The 25,814-nt window shown below is 58.9% G+C and carries 19 protein-coding genes; 7 read left to right on the forward strand and 12 right to left on the reverse strand.

The window, feature by feature from the left end; all coding sequences use genetic code 11:
- Nucleotides 1-21 precede the first annotated feature (21 nt).
- Entirely contained in the window at nucleotides 22-1,284 is a 1,263-nt protein-coding gene (locus tag ROSERS_RS09545) for a vWA domain-containing protein (RefSeq protein ID WP_011956579.1), read from the reverse strand.
- A 308-nt stretch (nucleotides 1,285-1,592) separates the two neighbouring features.
- Here ROSERS_RS09545 and ROSERS_RS09550 point away from each other — a divergent pair, with 308 nt between their 5' ends.
- Entirely contained in the window at nucleotides 1,593-2,981 is a 1,389-nt protein-coding gene (locus ROSERS_RS09550) for a protein kinase domain-containing protein (RefSeq protein WP_041333403.1), read from the forward strand.
- Nucleotides 2,982-2,984: 3 nt separating this feature from the next.
- A complete protein-coding gene (purQ, locus tag ROSERS_RS09555; RefSeq protein WP_011956581.1) occupies nucleotides 2,985-3,791 on the forward strand; it encodes a phosphoribosylformylglycinamidine synthase I in 807 nt (268 codons plus the stop codon).
- A 270-nt stretch (nucleotides 3,792-4,061) separates the two neighbouring features.
- On the opposite strand, the gene ROSERS_RS09560 is transcribed toward purQ, so the two are convergent.
- The gene (locus ROSERS_RS09560) at nucleotides 4,062-4,895 is read right to left on the reverse strand and encodes an ABC transporter substrate-binding protein (protein WP_011956582.1); all 834 of its coding nucleotides are present in this window, start codon (nucleotides 4,893-4,895) and stop codon (nucleotides 4,062-4,064) included.
- Between the two features lie 192 nt (nucleotides 4,896-5,087).
- Here ROSERS_RS09560 and ROSERS_RS09565 point away from each other — a divergent pair, with 192 nt between their 5' ends.
- The 4 genes from ROSERS_RS09565 (at nucleotide 5,088) to ROSERS_RS09580 (ending at nucleotide 9,551) form a co-directional block, all read left to right on the forward strand.
- Nucleotides 5,088-5,732 (forward strand): hypothetical protein, encoded by a 645-nt coding sequence (locus ROSERS_RS09565; protein WP_011956583.1) that lies wholly within the window; start codon nucleotides 5,088-5,090, stop codon nucleotides 5,730-5,732.
- 63 nt (nucleotides 5,733-5,795) lie between these two features.
- The gene (locus tag ROSERS_RS09570; protein ID WP_011956584.1) at nucleotides 5,796-7,778 is read left to right on the forward strand and encodes an AAA family ATPase; all 1,983 of its coding nucleotides are present in this window, start codon (nucleotides 5,796-5,798) and stop codon (nucleotides 7,776-7,778) included.
- 226 nt (nucleotides 7,779-8,004) lie between these two features.
- Complete coding sequence (locus ROSERS_RS09575; protein ID WP_011956585.1) at nucleotides 8,005-8,544, forward strand: hypothetical protein; 540 nt, start codon at nucleotides 8,005-8,007, stop codon at nucleotides 8,542-8,544.
- Between the two features lie 212 nt (nucleotides 8,545-8,756).
- Nucleotides 8,757-9,551 (forward strand): sigma-70 family RNA polymerase sigma factor, encoded by a 795-nt coding sequence (locus ROSERS_RS09580; protein WP_011956586.1) that lies wholly within the window; start codon nucleotides 8,757-8,759, stop codon nucleotides 9,549-9,551.
- Nucleotides 9,552-9,607: 56 nt separating this feature from the next.
- Here ROSERS_RS09580 and gap read toward each other — a convergent pair whose 3' ends face one another.
- The 4 genes from gap to ROSERS_RS09600 form a co-directional block, all read right to left on the reverse strand.
- Nucleotides 9,608-10,651 carry a type I glyceraldehyde-3-phosphate dehydrogenase gene (gene gap, locus ROSERS_RS09585; protein WP_011956587.1) on the reverse strand — a complete coding sequence of 348 codons (1,044 nt, stop codon included), beginning with the start codon at nucleotides 10,649-10,651 and terminating at the stop codon, nucleotides 9,608-9,610.
- Nucleotides 10,652-10,737: 86 nt separating this feature from the next.
- On the reverse strand, nucleotides 10,738-11,850 hold the full coding sequence (locus ROSERS_RS09590) for a sugar phosphate nucleotidyltransferase (protein ID WP_011956588.1): 1,113 nt from the start codon (nucleotides 11,848-11,850) through the stop codon (nucleotides 10,738-10,740).
- Complete coding sequence (locus ROSERS_RS09595; protein WP_011956589.1) at nucleotides 11,847-12,806, reverse strand: GDP-mannose 4,6-dehydratase; 960 nt, start codon at nucleotides 12,804-12,806, stop codon at nucleotides 11,847-11,849. Before ROSERS_RS09595 ends, ROSERS_RS09590 begins: the two co-directional genes overlap by 4 nt.
- A 215-nt stretch (nucleotides 12,807-13,021) precedes the next feature.
- Nucleotides 13,022-13,903, reverse strand: coding sequence for a hypothetical protein (locus ROSERS_RS09600; protein WP_011956590.1), 882 nt, complete (start codon nucleotides 13,901-13,903; stop codon nucleotides 13,022-13,024).
- A gap of 238 nt (nucleotides 13,904-14,141) precedes the next feature.
- Here ROSERS_RS09600 and ROSERS_RS09605 point away from each other — a divergent pair, with 238 nt between their 5' ends.
- Nucleotides 14,142-14,645, forward strand: a complete 504-nt coding sequence (locus ROSERS_RS09605) for a ferritin (RefSeq protein WP_011956591.1) — start codon at nucleotides 14,142-14,144, stop codon at nucleotides 14,643-14,645.
- Between the two features lie 413 nt (nucleotides 14,646-15,058).
- Here ROSERS_RS09605 and ROSERS_RS09615 read toward each other — a convergent pair whose 3' ends face one another.
- From ROSERS_RS09615 to ROSERS_RS09640, 6 genes are read right to left on the reverse strand one after another with little or no spacing between them, the layout of a single operon-like run.
- Complete coding sequence (locus ROSERS_RS09615) at nucleotides 15,059-17,197, reverse strand: TIGR03986 family type III CRISPR-associated RAMP protein (protein ID WP_011956592.1); 2,139 nt, start codon at nucleotides 17,195-17,197, stop codon at nucleotides 15,059-15,061.
- A 4-nt stretch (nucleotides 17,198-17,201) separates the two neighbouring features.
- Nucleotides 17,202-19,337 (reverse strand): TIGR03986 family type III CRISPR-associated RAMP protein, encoded by a 2,136-nt coding sequence (locus ROSERS_RS09620; RefSeq protein ID WP_011956593.1) that lies wholly within the window; start codon nucleotides 19,335-19,337, stop codon nucleotides 17,202-17,204.
- 1 nt (nucleotide 19,338) lies between these two features.
- Entirely contained in the window at nucleotides 19,339-19,926 is a 588-nt protein-coding gene (gene csx19 / locus ROSERS_RS09625) for a type III-D CRISPR-associated protein Csx19 (protein WP_011956594.1), read from the reverse strand.
- Entirely contained in the window at nucleotides 19,923-21,707 is a 1,785-nt protein-coding gene (locus ROSERS_RS09630; protein WP_011956595.1) for an RAMP superfamily CRISPR-associated protein, read from the reverse strand. The genes csx19 and ROSERS_RS09630 overlap by 4 nt, the downstream gene beginning before the upstream one ends.
- Nucleotides 21,708-21,709: 2 nt before the next feature.
- Nucleotides 21,710-24,175, reverse strand: coding sequence for an RAMP superfamily CRISPR-associated protein (locus ROSERS_RS09635; protein WP_011956596.1), 2,466 nt, complete (start codon nucleotides 24,173-24,175; stop codon nucleotides 21,710-21,712).
- Nucleotides 24,172-25,809: a Cas10/Cmr2 second palm domain-containing protein gene (locus ROSERS_RS09640; protein WP_011956597.1), complete on the reverse strand. Its 1,638-nt coding sequence runs from the start codon at nucleotides 25,807-25,809 to the stop codon at nucleotides 24,172-24,174. The genes ROSERS_RS09635 and ROSERS_RS09640 overlap by 4 nt, the downstream gene beginning before the upstream one ends.
- Nucleotides 25,810-25,814 lie beyond the last annotated feature (5 nt).

Here is a 25,814-nt window from a genome sequence, read left to right on the forward strand (position 1 = left end):
TGTACCCCTACGGCGCCCATGTCAGGGTTCATCTTTCTTGATGTCGCTCAGGCGAACGGTTTTCTGTACTCCAAACTTGATCGTCTTCTGTCCTTCGCTGGAGAGTTTGCCTGTCTGTTGCAGGTGCTGGATTTCGCGCTGCATCGTCTGCGCCAGTTCGACTTCGCCCTGGTTGAGCAGACGGGTCACGGCGCTCTGCAATTTTTGCGTCGCGCTGGTGACATCGCCGGCCGCCAGGTCTTGCAGCGCTCGCGTTTGCAGTTTGAAGGCGCTGACCTTTTCAACAATGTTCATGACGCTGGCATTTACCTGACTCGCAAGCGCAGCGTCGGTCGTAAACGTGAGCATGATGTCGGCGCGGGTCTTTTCATCGCGCAGGTTCAGCAGCGGAATGTCGTAACTCACTTCCGCCTGCCCGATGCGATATTCACCTGCCGGGCGCGGCTCGACCAGCACTTCGATCAGCAGGGTGCGACCGCTGCCGGTTTCCAGTTCACCGAGCGGCACGCTGACATCACGGTCGGAGATCGGGCGGTAGCCGAGATTGTTGATCAGCGGGTAGACCTGCCATACTGCGCGTGGCAGCACTCCCTGCACCAGTCGCAGCGTCAGGTTTGCATTCTGCACCGCAGTCGCCTGGGCGCGCTGGATGGTGCTCTGGAAGTACTCGACGATCTTTTCCGGACGATCAATGTAATCGGCAGTTCCGCCTGAACGGTTCGCCATTTCGATCAGCAGGTCTTCGTTCCAATCCTTGCCCACACCGAGTGCCGTGATCGGCACATTGCGTTGCCCGGCATCCGTAGCACGGCGCAGGCAGTCGGACTCGTTCTCGGTCTGACCGTCGGTGAGCAAAATGAGCCGCCGCACCATCTGTGGCGGTCCCTTCTCGATCTCGCGCAATCCCGCTTCGATGGCCGGTGCGATCCGGGTGCCGCCACTGTCGCGCACACGATTGATACGGTCGATCAGTTCGGCAGGTCTGGTCACCGGCGTGGCAGGGATCAGCACCTCGGTTCGATGATCGAAGATGACCACCGAGACGACATCCTGCGCATCGAGCATCTCAATGGCGCGGATCGTCGCCCGTCGCACCCGGTCGATCTTCTCGCCCTTCATCGAGCCGCTCCGGTCAATCACGAAACAGACATTGACCGGTGCACGCACCTGCGTCATCACCTGACCAGGCGTGATTTCGATCAGCATATAGGCAACCTGCGGCGTCGCCGCTGCTGCCATGTATGGGCGCGCCAGCGACGCGCGAATTGTGACCTCGCCTGCCATACGAATACTCCTTCTGCAACGTTCTGCATCAGACCCTGGTTTTGCGTGAGGTCGTCGTTTTCTCTTTCGAATGCGCAACATGCCCGGCATTCATTCATAATGGACGAAGCGCATCGTGCAACTGTTGCTCTGACGCCGGTATCGGCAGCATCGTTCCGACACGTGATCGCTTTGTGCGGAGACAATGACTCCGCGAAAACAACCGTATCACGTGCATCAAGTATAGCACAGCGCCATCGATGCGCATCCTGTGGTACAATTTGCGGCGAAATGCGATTCCGCTGCACGGAGTGCACGCTCGGCGCCGTATGTCTGATCTGCTGGCTCCGGAAACAACCATCCACGGCACACACGCCGAATATCGTATTATCTCACTGATAGGTCGCGGCGGGATGGGTGCGGTCTATCGTGCGCTTCGGGTTGCCGACTCGACAATCTGGGCGTTGAAGGAGATGCGCCCGGCGGAAGATGTGCCGCCAGGCGAACTGGAAGAAAACCGGCGTCTCTTTTTGCAGGAAGCCGAACTGCTCGGCAAGCTCAGCCATCCAGGTCTGCCGGTCGTCGCCGATCTGTTTGAGTACCAGGGTCGCCCGGTGATGATCATGGAGTTCGTGCCGGGTCAGACGCTGGAGCATCGCATCCGCGACGCCAATGCCCCGCTGCTAGAGCAGCAGGTGATCGGGTATGGCATTCAGATTGCACGCATTCTGCACTACCTTCATACGCGCACCCCGCCGATCATCTATCGCGATCTGAAGCCGTCGAATGTGATGCTGACGCCGGAAGGAGTGCTGAAACTGATCGATTTCGGCGTTGCACGGACGTACAAGGCGCGCAAGGCGAAAGACACGATTGCGATGGGATCGGCGGGTTATGCGCCGCCGGAGCAGTATGGCAAAGGGCAAACCGATGCGCGGTCCGATGTCTATGCGTTGGGCGCAACACTGCTCCATCTGCTGACCAACCTGCCGCCAATCCCGTTGCAGACGCCGGCAAAAGGAAGCATTCGCAAACTCAACCCCTCGGTCGATGCCCGTACCGAGGAGGTGATCATCAAAGCAATGAACCTGGAACCGTCCAGACGGTTCAGCAGTGCGCTCGAGTTCGAGCAGGCGCTCCACCGTTGCCTGGATGCGCCCTATGTCGATCCGGTCGCTCGTGCCACGCCGCCCCCGCCGATCATTCCGCCCGTCGTGTCAATCCCGTCGCCGGAAATCATCCTTCAGGCGCCATCCGCCCCTGTAGCGCCGGTTGCACCTCCTGCACCTCCGACCGATGTTCCAGCGTCGGGGGCGGCATGCGCGCGTTGTGGGCGGATCAACAAACCGAACGCACGCTTCTGCGCCGGATGCGGTGCGCCGCTCAGCGCTGCGCTGACCGTGCCGCGCCTGATCGTTGTGTCACCGCGCAGCACCTTCGAGCAGAAGATCGAACGCACGCCGCTCCGCATCGGTCGCCGTGACCCGCGCCAGCATCACTACCCCGAACTCGACCTGGCGGAGCACGACCGGGGCATTGCGTCGCGCCACCACGCAATGATCGACCGGAACGGCGATCACTATACGCTGGTTGACCTCGGATCAACAAATGGTACGCTGGTCAATGGATCACCGCTCCCTCCTCACCAGAAGCATCATCTGCGCTCCGGCGACCGGATCAAGATTGGCGAGGTGGAGATTGAATTTCGTTGGGGATAACCTATGAAGAAAACGCCGCGCGTTCTTATTCTGCGCGCTGCGGGTATCAACCGCGACAGCGACGCCGCTACCGCCATCGAACTTGCGGGCGGGCGCCCGGAGGTGGTGCATATCAACCGGCTTATCAGCGGTGATCGACGCCTGATGGACTATGCGATGCTGGTCGTTCCCGGCGGCTTTTCGTATGGCGACCATCTCGGCGCAGGGAAATTGCTCGCGGTCGATCTCATCCACTGTCTGGGCGATCAGATCACACGCTTTATCGCCGACGGTCGCCCGGTCATCGGCATCTGCAACGGCTTCCAGGCGCTGGTGAAGGCTGGCATTCTGCCTGGCACGCCTCTGACGGAAGCATCCACCCCGTCACCTGCACAGTCGGTCACCCTCACCGATAATGCGTCCGGTCGCTTTGAGTGCCGCTGGGTGCGCCTGGCTGCTGACCCTGGCAGCGTGTGCGTTTTTACACGCAGCATTGATCGCCCAATCGAAGTACCCGTTGCTCATGGCGAAGGACGTTTTGTGACCCGGAACGCTGCCGCGCTCGCGGCACTGCGCGCCGCCGGACTGGTCGCGCTGCGCTACGTCGCCGCCAATGGCAGTCCGCCGTCGTACCCGGAGAACCCGAACGGCTCGGAGGACAATATTGCCGGGATCTGCAACCCTGGCGGAAATGTGCTTGGGTTGATGCCTCACCCCGAAAATGCTGTGTTCCCCTATCAACACCCGCGCTGGACGCGCGAACCGCTGCGGCAGGAGGGGGATGGGTTGGTCATCTTTCGCAGCGCGATCCGATATGCCGCCGGGATATGAGCGAGGCGCAAGGGGATGAGGCGTGAGGCGAGAGGGCGCGAGGAGTTGAAGGTTGCACGTTGAACGTGGGATGGCAACGTGTAGGGGCGCACCTGCGTGTGCGCCCGCACCGGGGATCCCGCCCGACCTCAAGGGTCTTGGGCGAGAGAGGCACGAGGCGCGTGGGTTGCTGTAGAGACGTTGCACTGCAACGTCTCTCCTGGGGCGCCGGGCAGGTGGCGCGAGGGGACGAGGCGCGTGGGGCGAGGCGTGAGACGCCAAAAACCCTCTCTACCTGAACCACTTTTCCCGCAACGCATCAAAGAATCCCTCAGCGCGCAGATCATCCAGCGCCTGATTGACCGCCTCGTGAAGTCGGTACGCCTCCGGCGCAATTGCGATGACATACGGCTCGAACGTCAGTGCCTGTGCGATGCGCAACTCTGGCGCGTGCGCCAGAGCGATCAGCGCCGCAGCATGATCGACCGCAACGGCGTCCACGTCGCCGCGCCGTAACGCTGCCAGCGCCTCGTCCGGCGTATCGTAGTCGGCGCGCAGAACAAACGACGCCCCTTCCATCAGGCGTCGTCGCGCCCAGGTGTCGGCGTCGGAACCGAGCGCCACACCAACCACGCGCCCGGCGAGGTCGGCTTCTGTGGCGATTGGCGTATCACTCCTGACAACCAGCATCTGCCCGGCGTCGAAGTAGAACTGCGAGAAGCGCGCGCGCCAGCCGAGTTCCGGCGCGTAGGGGAGTGCGGAGATCGCAACATCAGCACGTCGTGCCGCCAGATCATCATAGATTGAGTCCAGTCCAACCGGCACGAATTCGACCTGCATGCCCAGACGTGTCGCAATTGCGCGTGCCAGGTCGATGTCGTACCCTGCTGGCTGCCCATCCTCCATCCAGGTGAACGGGTAGAAACCGAGATCGACCGCCACCCGCAGCGTGCGTCGCTGCTGCGCCGCTGCCCACACCGGGTCGAGACCCTGCCCGGCGACGTTCAACCCCGTTTGAGCGCTCACTGCGAGCGCCGCATACCCGATGATCACCAGCAGCGCCACTTTGTCGAGCCAGCGCAATCCGGCGTCCCATCGCTGCCACATCCGGTGTATCTCTCTCATCGTATCTTCATACAGATGGCTTGATCACATGTCTTTGTTCAAGTATACTTTAACCAATCCTGATACAATTCCTTCACGCATGCGCCAAATTCTCCTGGTGAGTGTTTATATCGACGAAACCTGGCGCTAACCGCCGAATATGGGCGCCAGTTTCAGGGAAATGTGGTGACACCTATGCAGGACCCGCGTCATATGTCGCAACCTCCGGCTCAGCAAACGCCTGCGCCGCCGTCATATCCCGTGCAATCGCCGTACCCATACTATGCCCAACCGCCGCGGGTGGGCCCGGCCGGGCGCTTCGCGCGATTGATGCGTCTGCTGCTGCGGCGCGTCCTGTACGGGATGGTTCTCCTTGGGCGTTCGCTGCGACCGTATGCCCTGACCCTTGTTGTTGCATTCGTGCTGTTGAGTGTCATCGGCTGGATGAGCTGGCAACTGTGGGGACCGAAACCGGGCGATCCCGGTTTCACCCGCGCCGAGTCGATCCCGCCTGCGCCAGCGGTGCTCAACTACCTTCAGGGGCGCAAGACATTCAACGCCGACCTGATGTGGGATTCATTCAGCACCGAGTATCAGACGGCGCGTCTCAATGCGGGCGCATCGAAAGCGACGCTGCAATCGCAGGCGAATATCGAGAAGAATATGGGGCTGGTGTACAATCGCTACGACTATATCGGCGGCATTCCGCTCGATGACGGTGGTTCGATGTACTTCTACGCCGTCCAGGTGTCGCTCCAGAGTCAGCGAGCCAAAGTTCCGCTCATTATCACCGCCAATCCAGACGGCAAGATTATCAATATCATCTCGCCCCTTGATCGGCTTTCACAGAACAACTGATGGATGGATGTTGGAGAAGCGTAACAGTGAGCGGCGCACACGCGCCTGAGATGGGAGTTGAGCATGGCACTTGAACCGTATCGTCCCAGTGTCGATCCACACTATCGCGACGAACTCGATCGCGAACTGGACCAGAAAATCGATCAGGCGTTCCACCGCTGGCCCTGGAAGGTGCGCCGCTTCATCTGGCGCATCCTGATCGCCGTCGCCGCCGTCTGGCTGGTGATCAATCTGGCGCCGCGCGCCGTTGAGTTCGTTATGACGAATGATATGGGCGCCGCAATCATTCAGGTGCTGCTGATCGGCGCCTATCTGTTCTTCTTCATCGGGTTCCAGTTCTTCCTGATGTTCTACTTTATGGGCCGCACCCGCATCTACTGGCTCAAACCGGGTGAGACGGGCATCGGCTTCAAAGACTATAAAGGCAACCCGGAGGTGCTGGAAGCGGCGCGCCGGATTGTGACGCTGCTCAAGGGCGCTAAAGAGTTCAAAGAGATGGGTGGCGAAGTGACCCGTGGCGTGCTCCTGATCGGTCCGCCCGGAACCGGCAAAAGTTATATGGCGCAGGCAGTGGCGACCGAGGCGGGTGTGCCGTTTGGGTATCTGAGCGCCCCGTCGCTAACATCCGCCTGGATGGGCATGGGCAACATGAAGGTCATGTTGCTCTACCGCAAGGCGCGCAAACTGGCGCGTGAGTATGGCGCCTGCATCCTGTTCATCGACGAAATCGATGCAATTGGCATGGCGCGCAGCCCGAACCTTGCCGGTCAGGGTGCGATGGGCATGTCTCCCGATCCGAACCATGGCGGTCGCGCCAATGTGGTGATGGGGATGGGCATGGGGATGGGTGCGGGGAGTGGTCTGCTCAATGAACTGCTTATCCAGATGGACCCGCCGCCGCACGAGCAGTCGCTGACCGGTAAAATCCTGCGCTTCTTCGGTCTGCGCCGCAAGAAGGCGGAAATGCCGCCAGTGCTCACTATGGCGGCGACCAACCTGGCGGAAACGCTCGATGCGGCGTTGTTGCGACCAGGACGCTTCGACCGCAAGATCGTGGTCGATCTGCCTGATGCCGATGGGCGTCGAGAGATTATCGAGTACTACCTGGCAAAGGTGAAGCACGAGCCAATGCCGATTGATCGCATGGTCTCCGATACGATTGGTTACTCCCCGGTGGCGATCAAGTTTGTGATCAACGAAGCGGTCATTCACGCTCATTTCGATGGTCGATCATCGATCAACTACTGGGATTTCACCCGCGCCCGTGAGACGCACGAGTGGGGTCTGCGCCAGCCGATCCGCAACATGTCGTATGAAGAGCGCCGCCGCCTTGCGTACCACGAAGCGGGTCATGCCTACGCTGCGGTCAAACTGCTGCGCAAGGAGCGCCTGACGAAGGTGACAATCGTGCGCCACGGTTCGGCGCTTGGCTTCGCCGCCTGGAAACCGGAAGAGGAGATCCATACGCGCACAAAGGACGAACTCCTCGACCGGATCAAAATCTCGCTCGCCAGTCGCGCTGCTGAGGAAATTTTCCTCAATATCCAGATGAGCGGCGTAACGAGCGACCTGCAGAGCGCCACCGGTCTGGCAACCTTCATGGTCGGCGCGTATGGAATGGACAACAGTCTGTATTCGCATCTGACGTTCGGTATGCAAGGGCTGGCAAGCCCCGACATCAAAGTGCGCGTCGAGGCTATTCTGAACGAGCAGTACCGGCAGGTGAAGTCACTGCTCGAAAATAATAAGGAAGCAGTGATTGCGATTGCCGAGGCGCTGATCCTGCGTAACGAACTGACCGACATCGACGTGAATGAGATCCTGGCGCGTGTTGAAGCCGAGCATCCATTCACTGATCCGCGCACCGTGCAGCGTCAGCAGTTCGGCTTTGTCACAAGCCGCCCGCTTCCGGAGCCGGTCAGCGTCAGCCGCCGTCTCCCCGGTGCCCGCCGTCCCTCAGACGCGATCAATGTGCCTGCCGCCAACCAACCACCATCATCGCAGAAGCCGCAGGCATCGACCGATCAGACCGACGACCAATCGTAGCCTTACAGAACCGGTAGAAGACCGCACGAGTCAATGCGACTCGTGCGGTTTTTTTGTTGTCGTCTCGAAGTTCCACAAAAAAGAAGGACTCTTCTCCTACTGCATTTCGCGCCGACAGACTGTATGATACAGAGAGGGGCGCGCTGCTGCACACAACGTTGACCAGCCTCGGATCGGTACGCATTCTTCCGCGAAGGATATCGGAGCAGACAGGCGTCAACAGACTATGGAAGCGCTGATCTACGCCCCAACCGCTCACGCGCTGATGTGGCGCATGGCCGAGTCCCACCGGTCGATGATCGCCGACATCCTGCGCGCTGCTCAACCACTGCGCGCCTTCACGATCTATGCGCGCGTCAGTATCGATCCGGATTTTGGCGCCCTGTCGATTGGTCGACTGAACGTCGAACAGCCGCTGTCTTTCTTTGACGCGCTGGAGCGTCCGCTGCCGCTGATTGCGCGACCACGCGAATTCTGGTACCCGCACCTTACCGGTCTTATTCGTCCCGAACGTCATCCACGTCAGGCTCGTCCCGACACGCTGGTGGTCTGGGGACCGCCGCGTGCTCCGCTTTCTTCCATCCGCGATAGCGTTCCTGTCCATGATCCGCGCACCGGTCACTACCTGGGGCGTGCGTTCTGGCGGGTCGATCGTGAGGGGTACTGGGGATGCTGGAGTGACTCGACCGAGAATATCGGTCCGGCGCTCACGCTGGCTGAACTGGTGGCGCTCCTCAATGCCGCACGAGGTATTTTCGCCGACTGATTTCAGCAAAGGTGAAACTGTGTCTGGGTGCTGTCGTCCGTCGAAAAAGTTAAAACGCATTACACCTCGGTTAAGGATTTCTTTATTCTATTCGGGTATTACCACTGTGAATCGTAAGCCTGTCATCCGGTTCTCATCCAGGAGTCATTCTCGCCGGGCGGGCTACCGCCTAGAATAGTCTACGGAAGCCAGCGATCTACGAGGAGGCATGAATGCAGCAGAGCCATACGGACATTCCTCGTCCGCTGCCGGATGCGCCGGTACGCAGCATCCGCAGACAGTCTGCCACGTATGAGCATGCGAACATCGACGCGCAGACGATTGTCGGCATGGATCTTGCGACACTCCAGCGGCACTGTCGAATCGAGAGTGAACGCTTTTTTCGAGGTCAACCGCACGACACACGCTTTGCCTACGAACTGTTCCGGCGGGCGCTGGTAGAACGGTGCGACGCGGCGTGGGAGTACCTGTTTCACCAGTACCGCGCGCTGGTCGAGAGTTGGGTGCGGCGGAGCAGTGCATTCAGCAGCACTGGCGAGAGCAGCGAATACTTCGTTGGTTCGGTATTCGCCCGTTTCTGGCAGGCGATCACGCCAGAGCGTTTTGCTGCATTTCCGACGCTTGGATCGTTGCTGCATTATCTGCACCTCTGCGCCACGTGCGTGGTGATCGACTGCGCACGCGCACAGTCCTGGGCAGAGATCGTGCCGGACGAGCGTGCACGCGCCCGAGATCAGATGCTCGATGCGCCGGACGAGGAGGCGATCAACCGGGTAACGCGCGAGGAGTTCTGGCGCTCAATCGACGCGCTGCTGATGTGCGACGCCGAGCGGTTCGTGCTCTACCACTCGTTCATTATGGGGCGCAAACCGGGGGAAATCTACAAGATGCGCCGTGATCTGTTCGGCAGCGTTGCAGAAGTGTATAACGTCAAGCGGAATATTCTGGGGCGCCTGAGCCGTAATCGTGAGCTGCGTCGCCTGGCGGGGATGCCAGCGTCTTCGTAGGGGTCGGGGGAGAGACGTTGCCGTGCAATGTCTCTCCCTTTTCTGCGGGAATGCCGCTACACCTCCATTTCATCGGCGATGAACGCTGTCAGGTCGGCGACACGGGTTGCGTACCCCCACTCATTATCGTACCAGGCAATGACCTTGATCAGATTGCCCCCCAGCGCCATTGTGAGCGGCAGATCGACAATCGCCGACGCAGTGGAGCCGATAAAGTCGCTCGATACCAGTTCCTCGTCGGTCACTTCCAGAATGCCTTCCAGTTCCTTACTCTGCGCCGCTTCGCGGAACGTTTCGTTCACTTCATCGACCGAGACGGTGCGCTCCAGTTCGACCACGAAGTCGATCATTGAGACGGTTGGCGTCGGCACGCGCACGGCAAACCCATCGAACTTGCCTTTGAGTTCGGGAATCACGAGCGCCACCGCCCGCGCTGCACCGGTAGTTGTCGGTACGATGTTCATTGCAGCCGCCCGCGCACGTCGCAGGTCTTTGTGCACATTGTCCTGCAGGTTCTGATCCATGGTATAGGAATGAACCGTTGTCATCATCCCGCGACGGATGCCGAAATTGTCGTTGAGCACCTTTGCCACCGGCGCCAGACAGTTGGTGGTGCAGGAGGCGTTGGAGATGATATGGTGGACAGCGTTATCGTAGCGATCTTCGTTGACGCCCAGGCAGATGGTAATGTCCTCGCCCTTAGCAGGCGCCGTGATGATAACCTTGCGCGCGCCCGCCTGGAGGTGCGCACGCGCCTTCTCCGCCTCGGTGAAGCGCCCGGTCGACTCGATCACAATGTCGATGCCCAGGTCGCGCCACGGCAGTTTCGCCGGGTCACGCTCCTCCAGCGCCACAATGTCGATCTGACGTTCATCCCCTTCTTCGCTGTAGAACGTTACGCTGATCCGGTCGCTGGTTACGCTGACATCGCCATCGAACGCGCCATACGTCGAGTCGTGGCGCAACAGATGCGCCAGTGTTTCATTATCGGTCAGGTCGTTTATTGCCACGATCTCCAGGTCGTCCGGGTAGTGCTCGAGCATTGCTTTGAAGCTCTGGCGGCCGATCCGACCGAAGCCGTTGATTGCGACACGTGCCATCGTCGTGCTCCTTCCGCATCTGTACCGGTGCGCTCCGGCGTTCGGAGCGCGCCGTGTCATTATAGCATGGCTCCCGCCATGCCTTTTCAGAAGGAGATCGAGCGCTCTTTCAGATGGGTTTCGGGCCAGACGCGGATGCCGCGCTCCAGGCGATTGTCGGCTTCGATAGTGCACGCATCACTGACGACTGCGCCGTCGCTGATGTGGGTGCGCGCGCCGATCTGATTGCGACTGCCAACAACGCACGACCGCAACGCGACCCCTTCTTCGATCTGGTTTTCTTCCCACAGGACGGCACCCTCGATCCGCGCATTCGCGCCGATGATGCATCCTGCACCGATAACGGTCGGTCCGATGATCTGCGCGCCAGCGCTGATCTTCACTCCCGGACCGATGACGACAGGACCGATGATCTGGGCGCGCGGGTGAATGTCGGCATCGCCGACCAGCCATACCCGGTTGCCGATCTCTTTGCCGTGAAAGCGGTAACGCACCTTGCCGACCAGGATGTCGTGGTGCACCTCCAGATATGCCGACGGTGTGCCGATGTCGGTCCAGTAGGCGGACGACGGGTAGCCGTACATGGGATCGCGGGTCTGGAGGACGACAGGGAACAACCCGCGCTCGAACATGTAGTGTTGTTTGGGTGGCACATAGCGGAACAGTTCCGGCTCGATGATGTAGGTGCCAGCGTTGATCAGGTTCGAGGTCACTTCATCGACGCGCGGTTTTTCGGTAAACCGGCGGATGTGTCCCGTTTCGTCCATTTCGACCAGACCATACGCCGTCGGGTCTTCGACCGGTGTCAGCGCAATGGTCAACTTGCTGCCGCGCTCGCGGTGGAACGCCATCATCGCCTGCAGGTCGAGGTCGGTCAGCACATCGCCGTTGAAGACGAAGGTCGATCCATCGAGCATGTGTTCGATATTCTTCACTGCGCCAGCAGTCCCCAGCGGCTCCGGTTCTTCGATCACGTGGATCCTCAGACCAAGCGCCGAACCATCGCCAAGCGCCTCACGGAACCGCCCGGCGAGGTACTGCACGCACAGGATGACCTCTTCAATCCCCTGATTGCGCAGATTTTCCAGGACGTGGACGATGAACGGTTGATTGACCACCGGGATCATCGGCTTGGGTGTGTTGCACGTGAGCGGTCGCAAACGGGTGCCAAGCCCGCCAACCAGAATGACTGCCTTCATAACTGCTCCTGTACCCGGAAACGCCAGTACTCAAGCGTGTCGAACAGGGTCTGTTCCAGCGGAATGCGCGGCGTCCATCCGGTATCGGCGTGGAATCGCGATGCGTCGCACACCACGCGCGGCACATCGGAGGGGCGCATCCGGGATGGATCCGGTTCGATCTGAATATCGTGCGTGCTGAAGGTCAGCAGAATGTCCAGAATGCGCTGCACGCCGACTGCCTGCCCGCTGCCGACGTTGTACGCCGCGCCGACTTCGCCGTGCAGTGCAGCGAGTTCATAGGCGCGGACAATATCGCGCACATCGCTGAAATCACGTTCCGCCGCCAGATTGCCGACGCGCAGCACCGGTGGTTGCAGTCCGGCTTCGATCCTCGCGATCTGCGCGGCGAACGCCGGTACAACGAACGCTTCCGTCTGACGCGGACCAATATGGTTGAACGGTCGGAGGCGGACGGTGCGCATCCGGTGACTGATATGGTACTGGTAGGCAAACAGGTCTTGCGCCGCTTTACTCACGGCATATGGGTTAACCGGGCGCAGCGGCGTTTGTTCGTTGACCGGCAGGTCTTCAGGGCGCACCAACCCATAGATCTCGTTGCTGCTGGCAACGATGATCAGCGGGTCGATCCGCAGTTGCAGCACACTGAGAAACAGGTTGAGCTGTGCGCCGATATTCATCTGAACCGTGGTGTGCGGGTCGGCGAATGCGTGCGGGACGTTCGATTGACCGGCGAGGTGGAAGATGACGTCGGGTCGGATACTGGCAAGCGCTCTCAGGGTTTGTTCGCGGTCGCTGAGATCGGCGGCGACATAGGTCACCCGTCCGGTGAGGGTTTCCAGGGCGAGCGCTGGCTGCCGCGCAATGCCAGCGACCTCCCACAAGCCACTGGAGAGGAGATGCTCAGCCAGGTGCCCGCCAACGAATCCATTGATGCCGGTGATCAGCGCGCGCATAGGACCAGAGTCTGCTCAATGGTTTCTCCTTGCGCTACTATAGCGGAAGGCGCGGTATCGCGCAAGATGCGAGGATAGCAATCCTGTCATCCGGTGATGACACGTTGGTAAGCCTGGGGAAGGCAACATCAAGCCCCCAGGTTTGGGGGCTTGATACTGCGGTGATCTCTGGAGACGGACAACAGGAAGAGCGCCCTGCGAGTAGGGGCAGGCAGTTACGACTCACCGCGATGGCGGGCAAGCGCCGCTTCGATAGCGCGCAGCACGGTGATGCGGTTGCGATGCGCCTGTTCATACTGATAAAGTGCGAGTAGATCGGCTTCCTCAAGTTCGGCGACAATTGCAGCTGCCTGTTTTGCATTGAGCGCGTCGTACCCGGCAACCGGGGCAGTCATCGTGGATGCAGACGGCTCACTCACCTCCGGTTGAGTGACAGCGGTTGCGGCGGCGGGCGCTTCGACCGCATCGGGTTGGGGGACAGCGGCGGCGGGCGCTTCGACCGCATCGGGTTGGGGGACAGCGGCGGCGGGCGCTTCGACCGCATCGGGTTGGGGGACAGCGGCGGCGGGCGCTTCGACCGCATCGGGTTGGGGGACAGCGGCGGCGGGCGCTTCGACCGCATCGGGTTGGGGGACAGCGGCGGCGGGCGCTTCGACCGCATCGGGTTGGGGGACAGCGGCAGCGGGCGTTGGAGCAGGCGTCTGTCCATTGTCTATCGGGGCGATAACCGGCGTGTGCTGTGTGACGATCTGGTCGATAGCCAGACTGATCTGTTCAATCTGCTCACGCAGAAGATTGATCGAATCACGGGTCGGCAGATCGAGCGCTGCGGCGAGCAAACGCCCCTGCCGTTCAATCTCTTCCCGAAGCGTCTGCCGGAGCAGCGCGCCTTCGTACAGCCCTTCACGAGCCGCTCCTTCGCTCCCGGTCAACCGGTTGCGCAACGCTTCGATATGACTGAAGCGGTCGCGCGCAACCTGTTCGCCACGCGCTGCCAGGCGATCAAGGAGTTGCTCCAGTTCATCATCCGCCAGCGTGATGGCGCCCAGCATCGCCAGCAGGCTCTTGCGCACGACATCGCGGGTTGTATCGAGCATATGTATGCCTCCTGTATGCTCCTCCTGCGCACGAGTCGCAGGTGTAACGCGGTGCGTCATATTTTCAGTATATCACAGATCGTCAAGCAGCGGATGCAAGGGTGTCAGCCTTGTTCAAACCGCAGCGTCCGCCAGGAGCGACCTGCGCACCGTCTGTCGCCCCCAACCTGCCGCCTACCCATGTTCCAGTCGGAACCTGATATAATGCTACCATGCCGTAGCGGAAAGGAGTATCCATATGCTCAGCGAGAGCATTCAGCAGGCGATTAACAAGCAAATCACCTACGAGTTTTCCGCATCCCACGCCTACATGGCAATGGCGGCTTACTTCGAGTCGCTGTCACTGACCGGGTTTGCCCACTGGTTTCGGTTGCAGAGCGAGGAGGAGCGTGAACATGCCCTTCGCTTCTTCGACTACGTGAACGACCGTGGCGGGCGCGTGACCCTCGGCGCTATCGACGAGCCGCAGAACGAGTTCGCATCGCCGCTCGACGTGTTCGAGCACGCGCTGGCGCACGAGCAGCGGGTCACTGCCGCCATTCATGCCATCTACGCCCTCGCTGCGCAGGAGAATGATTACCCCACCCTCAGCATGCTTCAGTGGTTCATCGATGAGCAGGTCGAAGAGGAGAAGAGCGCCCAGGAGATCATCCAGCACCTGAAACTCATCGGCGACGATGGTCCTGGCTTGCTGGCGCTCGACCGGCGTCTGGCGGAGCGCGAGGAGGAAGAGGAGGAGTAGGTGCGGGGGTGATGCTCGTGCTGCTCCCCCTGGTGTGTTCTGACGCGCTGTTGCTCCTCATCCCCCTGCCCCCTTCTCCCACAAGGGGAGAACCTGCCCTTTGCCCCCTCATCCCCCCTGCCCCCTTCTCCCACAAGGGGAGAAGGGGGAGTTTGGGCGTCCTGATGGCTGGAACGAGAGATAGCATGCAGGGGATTGCCAAAAAACCTTAACAACCGTGCTCATTCGCTTGCATCTTCAAAGCGCACGAAGTGGTCAGCGCCCACTGTCCAGTCAAGCAGATCTACGAAGTGTGTCAGATCGATAACCGGTGTTTGATTTGGAGTCACCGACTGATCGCGTGCTTCGAAGTTACCGTAATAGCCCCCCTTTAGCTGGATATCTTAACCACACGCAAACAGGCCACAGCTCTATTATGCCTGTCTGTCCTTTTCCAGCAATACCAGTCCTTTTTCCACATCCGGCATTTCCAGCGTTAAGTTTGGTCCGGCCTGATCCACTTTGGTCGATTTGGCTTTGTTCGCCACAAACCACTCAAAGTTCTTTCCGTCTGGATCAGGTTGCAGATTGGTACGCGGATAGTGGATATGCTGCGGTTGACCCTTTTCAGGACCCCTGAGCAGTTTGATCAGGTCGACGATATTGGGCAATTCATAGAGTGGTTTCCCGTAGCAACGTCGCATTGCCGTTGCGAAACGCTCCAGCCACCGACTACGCTCTGAGAATGTAGCAGTACGCCAGCCAGATGTTTGCAATGATCGGTAGCGAGTACCTGGATCGAGCAGTTCAACCTGAACCACGGAAAGCCTGACGCTGCCAAATCCCAACGGTTTGGCGTATCCTAACCGGAAGAAACATTGTTCGTTGTCGCTCAGATTGAGTGTCCATAGCAGTGCTCCCAGCTCCACCGGCGCCAGGTTGTGGAAGTCAATGGTGAACTCGAAGACGTTTCCCGGCGCCCGCACTCCGCGTACCGTGCGGTTTTGGTGATCTTGGCGACGTCCAGCACGCTCATATTCCAGACGGTTGAGGGCTTTTCCGTGGTGGCGGTAGAACTTGCGCCCACGCAGTATGTTGGGACCATCATAGCCGATTGTGGTGGCAGCGCCGGGTTGCTTACGTTCCGCTTCACTCCATTCACCTTCGCGCTTGCGCAGGTAGAAGAGGGTTGTCGTTGGCTTGGGCGATCCCAGGATTGCCAGCGGCATCTCACCATCATAGACGCCCTTATCTCCGTCCTCTGTCAGCACAGCGTGGCTGAAGCGCACTCGCCCGGCGTAAGCAATGCGCACCTTGTAGTCTTCGGTTGGTGTAGCCTTGACCCAGCCAAAGACGCGCGAGGCAATATCCAGGTGTTCATAGTCCTCACCAGGCTTCAGGTGATCGGGCAGCAAATTGCCGATAGCGTTACGGTAGCGCAGCCGTGCTACCCGTGCCAGCGCGATATTGCGCACGCGACCGGCATCCTCTGGCTCAAGCTCGACGTAGACCAGATTGTTCGGTTCCAGTCTTTCGCTCTGCACCTGACTGTGGAAATTCTCTCTGCGTTCGTACAGTTGGGCGTGAAGCACAGCATTGAAGTCGGCTTCCCGTTCAACGTCGAAGTAAACTCTCTGCGCTTTCGTGCGGTCGCCGTGTTTGAAGTAAAAGAAACTTTCATTGCGCTTCGTTTCAATGGTCTGACCGGTGACTTTAACCCAGCCGTGATATATTTCTCCATCAGCAGGCAAATCTTCGGGTCGACGGGCAAGCGCTTTGACCTTTGCTGTATTGTTCTTTGTAATGATCGCATACGCCTCCTCACCGCACCGCCAGTTTCCTTTGAGAACATTGAGTTTTCTGTCTTCATAATACGCACCGATTTTCGCCTCTTCACAGAGCAGAATGACGCCCGGCTGATCACCATTTGGCAGACTCTCCACAATACCTGGCCTGAAGCGACGCGCCTCGGCCGGGTCGATGCGATACTCCAGACGTTCGTCACCGTTGAAGACGCCGAAGGGTGAGTTGGTAACAGCCTCAAACGTGGAGCGGATCATCCCGCGCAGACTGGCGGCCGGGATAGCGTCTCTGCCCTCGTACTGGAAGAAGCGGTAGCTTTTGTACTGGACTTCTCTGCCATCACGGAGAGTGGTAGTCACGTTGATATCGTGACTATCAGAGATAAACAGCGGTGTCACCGCCTCCAGTGTGCAAACGATGCGCCCCGTTAAGCCAATATAGCGATCATGGGGCGGTGGTGCACAGCGACCGAGCAACTGAGCATCGACATCGCCAGGGGGGATAGCTGGTTCGGGCAAGTAACGCACGAAGTTGTACGGGTTGAGAAAGCGATAGTTCTCTCTTGTCTCAGTCGGTTGCCGGGGCGCGGGCCAGGGAATCTTTAGCGTTTTCTGTGCTTTGACGGCCTGAGCCTGTTTGGACACTGCCTCCTGGCGTTGATGTTCTCTGGTGTGTCCGGATTTCGCCACCTCTGGAAGTCTGAATTTCTGAGCCGCTTCTTTCTGGCGCTGACGATTCTGGTTGTTGGGTTTGCCTTTGTGCTTCGCCATTGCTTTACTCCACGACGTTGCCATCTTTGTCAATCAACGGTAGACCTGTCTGATCGTCGTCGGCAAGAGACAGGGCAAGCCTTGGTGCTGGACTCTGACCGCCGCGCTTGTTGCCGACGAACCACTCGTACTGCTTTCCTTGTGCCTGTGGTTGTCGTGTTGGACGTGGGTAGTGGACAGGCAGGGGCGGCGTATCAGCCAGCAGCGCTTTCAGGTCGCGGATGTTTGCCAGTTGATCAAACGCGGCGCCGTAGCGCGCTGCCATTGCCCGTTTGAAATTATCGATCCAGACATCTATCTGGTCGGTTCGATCAATCCAGCCATCGGCTGTATCAGACAACGAGGCGTAGCGCACCTCAGGGTTGAGGATGCTGACCGACAGAACTTCGATCCGGGCAGAGCCGAAGCCCAGGGGTTTGGCATAGCCGATACGATGATGCCATCCCTCCAGGCGCAGACTCCACAGCAGCGCACCTAACTCCACCGGCGCCAGGTTCTCAAATTCTACGGTAAATTCAAAGCGGCTGCCTGCCTTTTGGACGCCGTGCACAGTTCGGTTCTGGTCACTCTTGTTCCCGTTTACACTCTGGTATTCCTGCGGATCGAGACGGCTGCCGTGATGCCGATAGACTTTGCGACCACGCAAGATTTGTGCGGGGTTGTCGTAGCCTACCTGCTGATCGCACAATCCATCCTGAGGTTTGCCACTACGAGGCCGCAGGTAAAAGCGATAGGTCGTTGGCTTGGGTGTAGACAGGATCGCCAGTGTGGCGTCGAACGTGCCTGCATCGTGTGTCAATCGGGCATGACTGAACCTCACGCGGCCGGCGCAGGCAGTGGGTTTGGATAGCTCAGGGCGCTGTTGCTCTAGATCATCGCCCCATACCCAACCGAAGGTGCGGCAGGCGGGGCAGAGCCTGTCGTAGTCTTCGCATTTTGCCAGATCAGACGGATGCAGCAGATCACCGATCTTGCGCTCAAAGCCTACACGCGGAACAGAGACCGGCACGATAAATTTGACGCGGTAGCCTCCAGAAGCGCTTTCCAACATCGCATACACCAGATCGCCATCCCGCAGTTTTGCCTCGTTGCGGCCAGTGCGCTCCAGGATAAAGCGACTGAAGGCAGGTTCTCCACCCTGGGGTTGATCAGGATGCTGGCGCTTGCGCACCGCGTCGCTGTGGCGCTCCTGGTAGTCGGCGATCAGTTCTTCGTAATGCTTACGAACATCCGCTGGTAACTGAATTGACGTTACCTGATGCTCAGCAAAGAAAAAGCGCTCGTCGTGCTTGTTTTCGATGTTTTGATTAGTCAAGCATAGATAGCCCTCTACTATCTTTTGTCCCTTTTTAGGAGATGGCAGGTCATCTTTCTGTGAGGCGAGTTGAATCACATTCCAAAAGAGGAAATACCCTTGTTCACGTCCTCGAACCCTGCGAGGAGGATGTTCCATCTCCTCGATAAGAGCCCAGCATTTATCTCCATGCCCTTTCGACTGGGGCAAAGAAACCTTCGTTCGTCGGGCGTATGGAGAGCCAGGATTTGCTTGTTCGGTAGGGCTTGAACGCAATGGGGCATATCGCTTGATCCAGGCTGCATACATTCGATCATCAGGTTCCAGACCGTCTAAAGGGTTCTTCTTGGTGCCTGGAAGCAAGTCAAGCACCCACTCCTGTTGTTCAGTTATGCGAACGCGGGCGGGGATTAACTTGCTGGCGTCTCCTGCTGGCAGGTGATAACTCAATCGTTTCTCACCTGCGAAATGGGCAAAACACGAGTTGGTCACCGCCTCGAAGATTGAGCGCACTGCTCCGCGCAGGCTTGTACCAGGAATGGCGACATTGCCGTTGGGGTCGCGGAAGAAGCGATAGTGGCGATGAACCTTGCTGTTGACTGTATCCTCTTTAATCCCTTCGCTATCCGAAACGAAGATCGGTGTCGTCGCTGTGAGACAACAGCGAATGCGTCCCGTCAATCCCACATAACGGTCGTGCGGCGGCGGTGCACAACGGCCCAGCAACGGTGCGGCGTGGAGGTGACGGACTTCCAGCGTGCGCACAAAGTTATAGGGGTTGAGGAAGCGATACCCTCTCTGTGATGAGTGTGACGCCATCTTGCGTTTGGGTTTTGCTTTGCCCATCTTAATGCTCCTGCAACGGTTGATTGCTCAACTCGCGATACCAGACAAACGCCGTCTGCCCGTTTTCGGTGTAGCGCCAGAAATGGAGGTAGACGCGACCATGAGCATTGACGGGATAGTCCAGTCGGGCGGCTGCGACGCGGTCATCAAACCAGAGTTTGTGACCCTCCTTGCGTTCACCCCACAGAATCACCGATTCCTCATAGCGCCGCAGTGTGCAGCCAGGATGAGCCGCCCAGAAGTCCTTTGCGCCAAAATCATCCACCGACACATTAATCTTCTCACCCACGTAATGCCACAACCAGCGTCCAGCGTCACGGCGCAGCGAGAGATGCCCGCCCTTGCCAAAGATCTCGGCGCGTTGGAGAAACTCTGGCTCACCAGGCGCATCGGCGAACTCAATGTGGCTGACGTGTTCCCACAGGCGAAATGGCATCTGGCTCCATTGGTTCTGCCAGGTCTTCAGGAAGTCCGTCAAACGGTCGGCAGCGAATTGACCACCCAGAATTGTAGGTCGGTCAGCGTCGGTCACCTGTGCCTTCTGCATTTTCTCAATCAGTTGGTCGAAGTTTATGCTGTTGTCGCTCATGAGACCCTCGCAGGATACAGATCAGATAGCCAGGAACCGTTGACCTGCTCGAAGTAACTGTCGCGTTGCAACGTAAAGCGATGCCGGTGCTCGTCAACGAGATTGTTGAACGCTCTCACCCAACCCTCAGCCAGGGTTTTCAATTCATTGGTAGCCTGTTCGTAAACTAACGTATGGTAGATGCCGCTGAAACCGTTTTTGGATTGTAACAATCGTCGTCCGGCGACGACAGCCTGGTTGTGAGTATTGCTATCGGGCAGAGGAAAGTCGTCGTCGTGCAGGATACCGAAGGTTAATCTGGGACTCTCGATAACGCACCGCCCGAAACCTTTCGCGGCGCCGAATCCCACGGTCGTCAGTCCATCGTGCAGGTCGCGCAGCACCAGCGCCAGCCAGCCCAACTCCCAGGGTTCGGGGTTTTCCAGAAACAGTCGCACACGGAATTTCGGCTTCCATAGCACCACAGCGTCAAACTTGGCGGTATCGCGGCCACCGCCGGTGAAGCGGTCAATAGCAAGGAAGTCGAGTGCTTTGAGTTCGACCTTCTCACCGACAAAGGGTGCATCTTCAACCCGCAATCGGCTTCCGTTCCAGGGGCTGCCGAAAAGCTGGCAGGCAAGACACAGTTTGTCGTCGGCGCCTTCATGCTCGAGTGTCGTGCGCTCAGCGCGGGGAAGTGTCTTGATAAAGCTATTGCAACTTGCCACTGGATCATCGGTTCTGGTTGTCAATGGATTGCAGGCAGGGCATGTAGTAAGAAACTTCTCCTTCCTGGTCTGGCTATCATGACCGTCATCCCACGCCTTGAGCGTCGCCAGTGTGCGAGCAATGCGCTCAGCCTGACTGCGCAGCACGCCGCGCAAGCCGGAGCCGGGCAGCACCGGTTTTGCCCCCCTGTCATAGGTTGCCAGCAGCGGCGCATGGTCGAAGCCGCTGCGTCCCGCCTGCATCAGGTCATGGGTGAGAAAGGGTCCGGTCGCAGCCAGAGTGAACTCAGCCAGCGCCCAGGAGCGTGCAACTGCTGACAGGTCTCGATGGTTTGTGGTCACACGCTGTCGTGCATCCTCGACCTGTTTACGAAGCCAGTTGCGGTCGCCGTCCGTTGTGTCCCAGGGTGGTCCATTGCGCAGGAAATCGATCAGCACGTTGGGCTGATTGAGATCGCGTTCGATCCATTGCACGTCGGTCAAATCAAACGCGCCCAATCCTCTACCGACACGTCCGCCAACCACGCCACGCCCCTGTTCCCACTCGGCAAGAACAGATGCAAGGAGCGGCAATGTCTTCTCTTCATCAGGCAGTCGAGGGTCAATCTCCAGACGCAGTTTGAAGATCGTTCCCGCCGGCAACACCTCATAATCAAACTTAATACGCTCTCGTCGCGCTGCCGCGCCGGTAACGCGGTCTATCCCAACGCCGTCGCGGATCTGCAGTCCGGGGACATCCGCCAGAACTGCGTCGTACACAAGAACGCGGGCAGCGCTGGCTTCTTCGTTCTCCTCGCTGGGGTTCACATCACCAAACAGTCGGCAGACAAGGCACTGACATGCTTGGTTTGTCATTGGGCCTTTCAGCGCCTGGCAAAGCTGCTCGCCCCTAAAACGTGGCGCCAGACGGGTAGCGAGGCTACGCAGTGCACCGGCAATAGCCGTGCCAGGGATGAGAAGGCGACCACGTGCATCGCGGCGCAGCAGGTCATCAGTGGTTTCGCTGTCCTGACCCGTGCCAATGTGCAGCGCCGTGCGCAGCCTCAGAGTGGCCGTAACTGCTCGAAATGTCATGACTACCTCCGTTCCATGGCTTTCTGACGGGCGGGACCGGCGATGCGATCAGCCAGCAATCGCAGCCCGACACACCACGCTTGTGCTTCCTGCTCTAGCTCGTTCTCCTTGAGCAACGTTGCCAGGGCATCGAGCATGCGCTGAATCATCTCCAGGCCCTGCTTTCCATCGGTTTCGAAGAAGTTTGGCTTATCGCGGCCCGACAATGGCGCGCTAAGCAATGTATCTTGCCGTCCCATCCGTTGCAGATCGCTCTTGATGGCTTCCAGCGAGGTCTGCTGCGATGTGAAGAGCAGGCGAGCAACTGCCTCGAAGCGTCCGTCTCTTATCAGTTCTGTCTGGAACTCTTCGTCAAGTTTCCTGGCCCATTCTAACCAGAATTGCAACACGCGGGCAGAGAAGTGTGCGGTATGCGCGTTACTCAAGGCAAGCGGCGCCAGTTCGGCAGCGGTGGTTTGCACATCAAGCAGTTGTCGGTCAAGCTGTTGATAGATCGGATGGTTGAATGCCACGCGACCGAACCCTTCATCACGACGCAGACCAATACCCTGCGCTTCTGCGGCCTCCAGCAGCGACAACAGGTCTCGCAACGCAATGCCGGTGAAGGTCAGGCGCACACTGGAGCCGGCCACAATGGCGATGTCGCGCGCTCGTGGCAACCCCAGCTTTGCATTGAAGGCATCCACCGCCCGCGTTGTCGAGAAAGCCAAAAGCTCGCCATGCTGGTTGCGATCAATGGCTACATTGGCGCCTTTCGGCAACTTCAGTTCCTGCTTCAGCCAGTCGGCATCGAACCCACGCCAGAAACGGCCCCACGGATCCGGCACAATGGCATCGCTCAGCAGCAGCAGCGTGATTCGTTCTGTTGTTGAAACCCGCTTCTGCACACTGCTGAAATGCAGGTGCGGCGTTGACTGTGGTCGAAAGACAGCACTGACCTCACCGTAGCCACGTTGACCCGCCTTACCGAGCGTCAGCTCGTTTACATCGCCGTTTGGACGAAGATTGGCCATTGTCTGTAACGTCTTCCAGGTTTGCTCATTGCTGCACGTGATCTCACCCAGGAAATATTGACCTGGTTCCAGCGCCACATAACCGAACAGGTCGCCAGTGCGCACGCGGCCGCTCTTCGGATCGATGCGGATGTGCATTTCTACAGTCTGCTTCGGCTTGTGCTTCGACCGTGGTGCGTCCTTCACTAACGAGATAAACCCACTCAACGTCTCCAGCTTCACCGACGCGGCCTGTCTTCCGCTGACGGCATCAGGCTGGGCACAGATTGGACATTCCTGCGGCGCGTTGTCCTGGAGGAGACTCCATACGCCATGCCCTTCTTTGCTCTGTGCCCGCCCTTGATCTTGGCTCTGCGTCCCATAACCGCGATACAATTCGCAGGTGAAAAGGTCGCGTGGGGCAACAATGGTTGGATAGCCAGACTTCTCTCGCTGTATTTCTACAGACAAGAGCATCGAAAAGCGCACAGTATCGTGAAAGAACAGGTTGACAAAGTTCCGATACGCTGTGCTGCTGTGATCTTCGAGTTGGGCGCCCAGATGCTGGGCAATGCGCCAGGCCAGCGCACCGCGCAGAACAGCGCCAGGGATGGTTTCAAGCGTCTCGAACTGGTTGCCCGCCTCGGCGCGACGGGCGACGAGCAGCGGTTCGTCGAGGCGTACAAGCACCTGAAGGCGATAGGTGTGCTGGCCTGGATCTGCCGGAAGCGTCAGTGGCTGAATGTTTGCTCTCTGAGCGGCGCCTGCAGACGCGACTGGCTCATTCTTCAATCGCTGTTCCAGCCGCTGAAGCAGTCTGTTCTCTTGTGAGAGGTCCGCCAGGTGAATCTCACATTCACCATAGCCCCGACGTTTGCCTGCGCCCAGGTTGCGCAGCAGCCGTGCCGCCGCCACCAGCCACTCGGCCTCACGCCAGGCATCCTCACTCTCATCCATACATTCGGCGATGAAGCGAAAATGGAGGCTACCGTCCCCTTCTTCACGGGTGAAGAGTTTGTTCTCTTCGGCACGGCGTGTGCGAGGATTAACGCGCACGCGTGTTGTGATCTGTGCAGCTGTTTCGCCTGCCCGCCACTCACGAGATGATGTCTGAGGTGTTGTCAGTCCCGCTGGTCGAGCCGATGCAATGCGCCAGCGTTTTCGTCGCCCGGTAGACCCAAAGATAGTGCAGACCGGGCATTCGGAACCATGGTTTGTTGCAAACTGGCCACAGTACACGGGCTTTGATGCGTCGCCGCCGGAAGCCTGACAGCGCTGTTCGCCAGCGAAGGGATCGAGTGATAACAGGTTCGCCAGACTTTCACGCAGGAGACCAGCCAGCACCGTGCCACGGATCACCGGCACGTTGTCGGGGTCACGCAATAGTGCCGAGTCCACCTGCAATCCGAGACCATGCCCGGCACTGACGTGGTAGTCGCTCTTGAATGCAATGTCGAATTCGAGGCGGATGCTCATGCTTCTTCCTCCTGCGGCTCGTAATCATCCGGACGATACTCCAGGTCCTGAGCAAAATCCCAGGACTCCAGGAGATCCAGCATGCCATGCGCAAACGGTGTGGCGTCGCCCCGACGGATTTCTCGCCAGTGATGGTCACTGTTGCTGTCGTTTCTGGACTTGCCCAGCGTTGTCAGGGCTGTCTCCAGTTTTGCTCTTGATGTTGTGCTGAGCCGCTGCAGCACGTTATCCAGCTGGCGGTTCGTCCAGGTTTGCATTGTCTGATTGCGATCTCGAATGGTTATCGACGTCGGCACATCCTCAAAGCAGCGCCGCAGTTCCGCCAGACGCTTGCTCGGAATATCCTTAAGAGTCAGACGTTGATCGAGAAGGGTTTTGATTTCCAACCCTCGTTCTTTTGCGTTTTGAGAAAGGTCGCCATCACACACCCAGTACGGTCGCAGCGTGAGACGGACGATCCTAGAGTGTTCAGCGTCGTCATCTTCCTGACCAGCCAGGCGATTCCCCAGGATGACTTCAAAGTTGACAGCGGAAAGATGCTCACCCGTCTCTGCAGCCAGCAGCTTGCTCTGGCGCTTCGCCTCCTTAAGCAACGCTTCAGCCCGACGATGCGCCAGCGCATATGGGTATGTTCCCTTGCAGATGACGACAGCGGCAGCCACAGTGGGGCGCGGAAGGTCAGTCAGTCCAATCTCATCCGCCAGTTTCTTCATACGCCGCTCCCACTCCAGACAGAATCGTCGGGTGAAGTCGAGAGCATACGGCGCCGGGATAAGAGCAAACAAGTCATCACCGCCAAGGATGAGCGGGATCATGGGGATCATGTGCGCCTGTTCTGAAACAACGTTCCGAAAACTGGCTGCTGCCGCTGCCAGGCTGTCCTGCAGAATGGGCGATAACCCTTCGGAAAGCTTTGTAAGCTGCTCCTGACCACACATGCCGAACGTGCGACCCATGCCATTGCCGTCGGCGACGAGATAGGCGACATAATTGCGCTGGCGTAAATCTAACCTGGCAATATCATCGGCATCTTCGGGCCAATCGAGATTTATTGTCGGTTGAGTTCCGAGCGACGTGCAATATGCTTCATACAACTCATCGAGGATTGCGCGTGGTTTCCGATCACGCTCCGCAGCCTTCGCCCGGCATGCTTCACATATGTAGGAAGACCGGTTTGTAGCGCGCCTTCCTGTTAGTCGTTCACGCTTCCTGGCAAGCGCCACTCCACACGATGCACAGAACGCCACATACGGCATATGCACTTCGGCGATTGCGCCCTGTCGGCGGCTTTTTGCCCAGCGCAGCCTTTCCCCTGCCTGCTCGTTGGCTTTGCGAAAGTCGCCGTCTAGCCTAACCGGCTCGGCTACAGTCAGGCTTCCACCCAACGCCAGGCGATAGAGCTCAGCCAGATCGGCGCCAAAGGCGCGCGCCTTTGCCAGGTCGTCGAAGATCACGCGAAAACTGCCGCCGTCGTTGACCACAACTTGACCACCGTGTTTCTTTGCCAGTGTATCGTCAATACTGCGACAAAAGCGCGTTAACAACTGGCTGGCGCCCACCACTTCGCGCAGACGAGAGGAGCGGAAGATGAAATCCTGGATTTTGTCGGCTTCAGCAGCCAGCAAATAGGGCATGGTCA

It is taken from the genome of Roseiflexus sp. RS-1 (assembly GCF_000016665.1).
In the GTDB taxonomy this organism is placed as follows: Bacteria; Chloroflexota; Chloroflexia; order Chloroflexales; family Roseiflexaceae; genus Roseiflexus.

Coding starts and splice junctions, on each gene's coding strand:
- ROSERS_RS09545 (WP_011956579.1), bottom strand. CDS start 1,284: ATGGCAGGCGAGGTCACAATTCGCGCGTCGCTGGCGCGCCCATACATG.
- ROSERS_RS09550 (WP_041333403.1), top strand. CDS start 1,593: ATGTCTGATCTGCTGGCTCCGGAAACAACCATCCACGGCACACACGCC.
- purQ (WP_011956581.1), top strand. CDS start 2,985: ATGAAGAAAACGCCGCGCGTTCTTATTCTGCGCGCTGCGGGTATCAAC.
- ROSERS_RS09560 (WP_011956582.1), bottom strand. CDS start 4,895: ATGAGAGAGATACACCGGATGTGGCAGCGATGGGACGCCGGATTGCGC.
- ROSERS_RS09565 (WP_011956583.1), top strand. CDS start 5,088: ATGTCGCAACCTCCGGCTCAGCAAACGCCTGCGCCGCCGTCATATCCC.
- ROSERS_RS09570 (WP_011956584.1), top strand. CDS start 5,796: ATGGCACTTGAACCGTATCGTCCCAGTGTCGATCCACACTATCGCGAC.
- ROSERS_RS09575 (WP_011956585.1), top strand. CDS start 8,005: ATGGAAGCGCTGATCTACGCCCCAACCGCTCACGCGCTGATGTGGCGC.
- ROSERS_RS09580 (WP_011956586.1), top strand. CDS start 8,757: ATGCAGCAGAGCCATACGGACATTCCTCGTCCGCTGCCGGATGCGCCG.
- gap (WP_011956587.1), bottom strand. CDS start 10,651: ATGGCACGTGTCGCAATCAACGGCTTCGGTCGGATCGGCCGCCAGAGC.
- ROSERS_RS09590 (WP_011956588.1), bottom strand. CDS start 11,850: ATGAAGGCAGTCATTCTGGTTGGCGGGCTTGGCACCCGTTTGCGACCG.
- ROSERS_RS09595 (WP_011956589.1), bottom strand. CDS start 12,806: ATGCGCGCGCTGATCACCGGCATCAATGGATTCGTTGGCGGGCACCTG.
- ROSERS_RS09600 (WP_011956590.1), bottom strand. CDS start 13,903: ATGCTCGATACAACCCGCGATGTCGTGCGCAAGAGCCTGCTGGCGATG.
- ROSERS_RS09605 (WP_011956591.1), top strand. CDS start 14,142: ATGCTCAGCGAGAGCATTCAGCAGGCGATTAACAAGCAAATCACCTAC.
- ROSERS_RS09615 (WP_011956592.1), bottom strand. CDS start 17,197: ATGGCGAAGCACAAAGGCAAACCCAACAACCAGAATCGTCAGCGCCAG.
- ROSERS_RS09620 (WP_011956593.1), bottom strand. CDS start 19,337: ATGGGCAAAGCAAAACCCAAACGCAAGATGGCGTCACACTCATCACAG.
- csx19 (WP_011956594.1), bottom strand. CDS start 19,926: ATGAGCGACAACAGCATAAACTTCGACCAACTGATTGAGAAAATGCAG.
- ROSERS_RS09630 (WP_011956595.1), bottom strand. CDS start 21,707: ATGACATTTCGAGCAGTTACGGCCACTCTGAGGCTGCGCACGGCGCTG.
- ROSERS_RS09635 (WP_011956596.1), bottom strand. CDS start 24,175: ATGAGCATCCGCCTCGAATTCGACATTGCATTCAAGAGCGACTACCAC.
- ROSERS_RS09640 (WP_011956597.1), bottom strand. CDS start 25,809: ATGCCCTATTTGCTGGCTGCTGAAGCCGACAAAATCCAGGATTTCATC.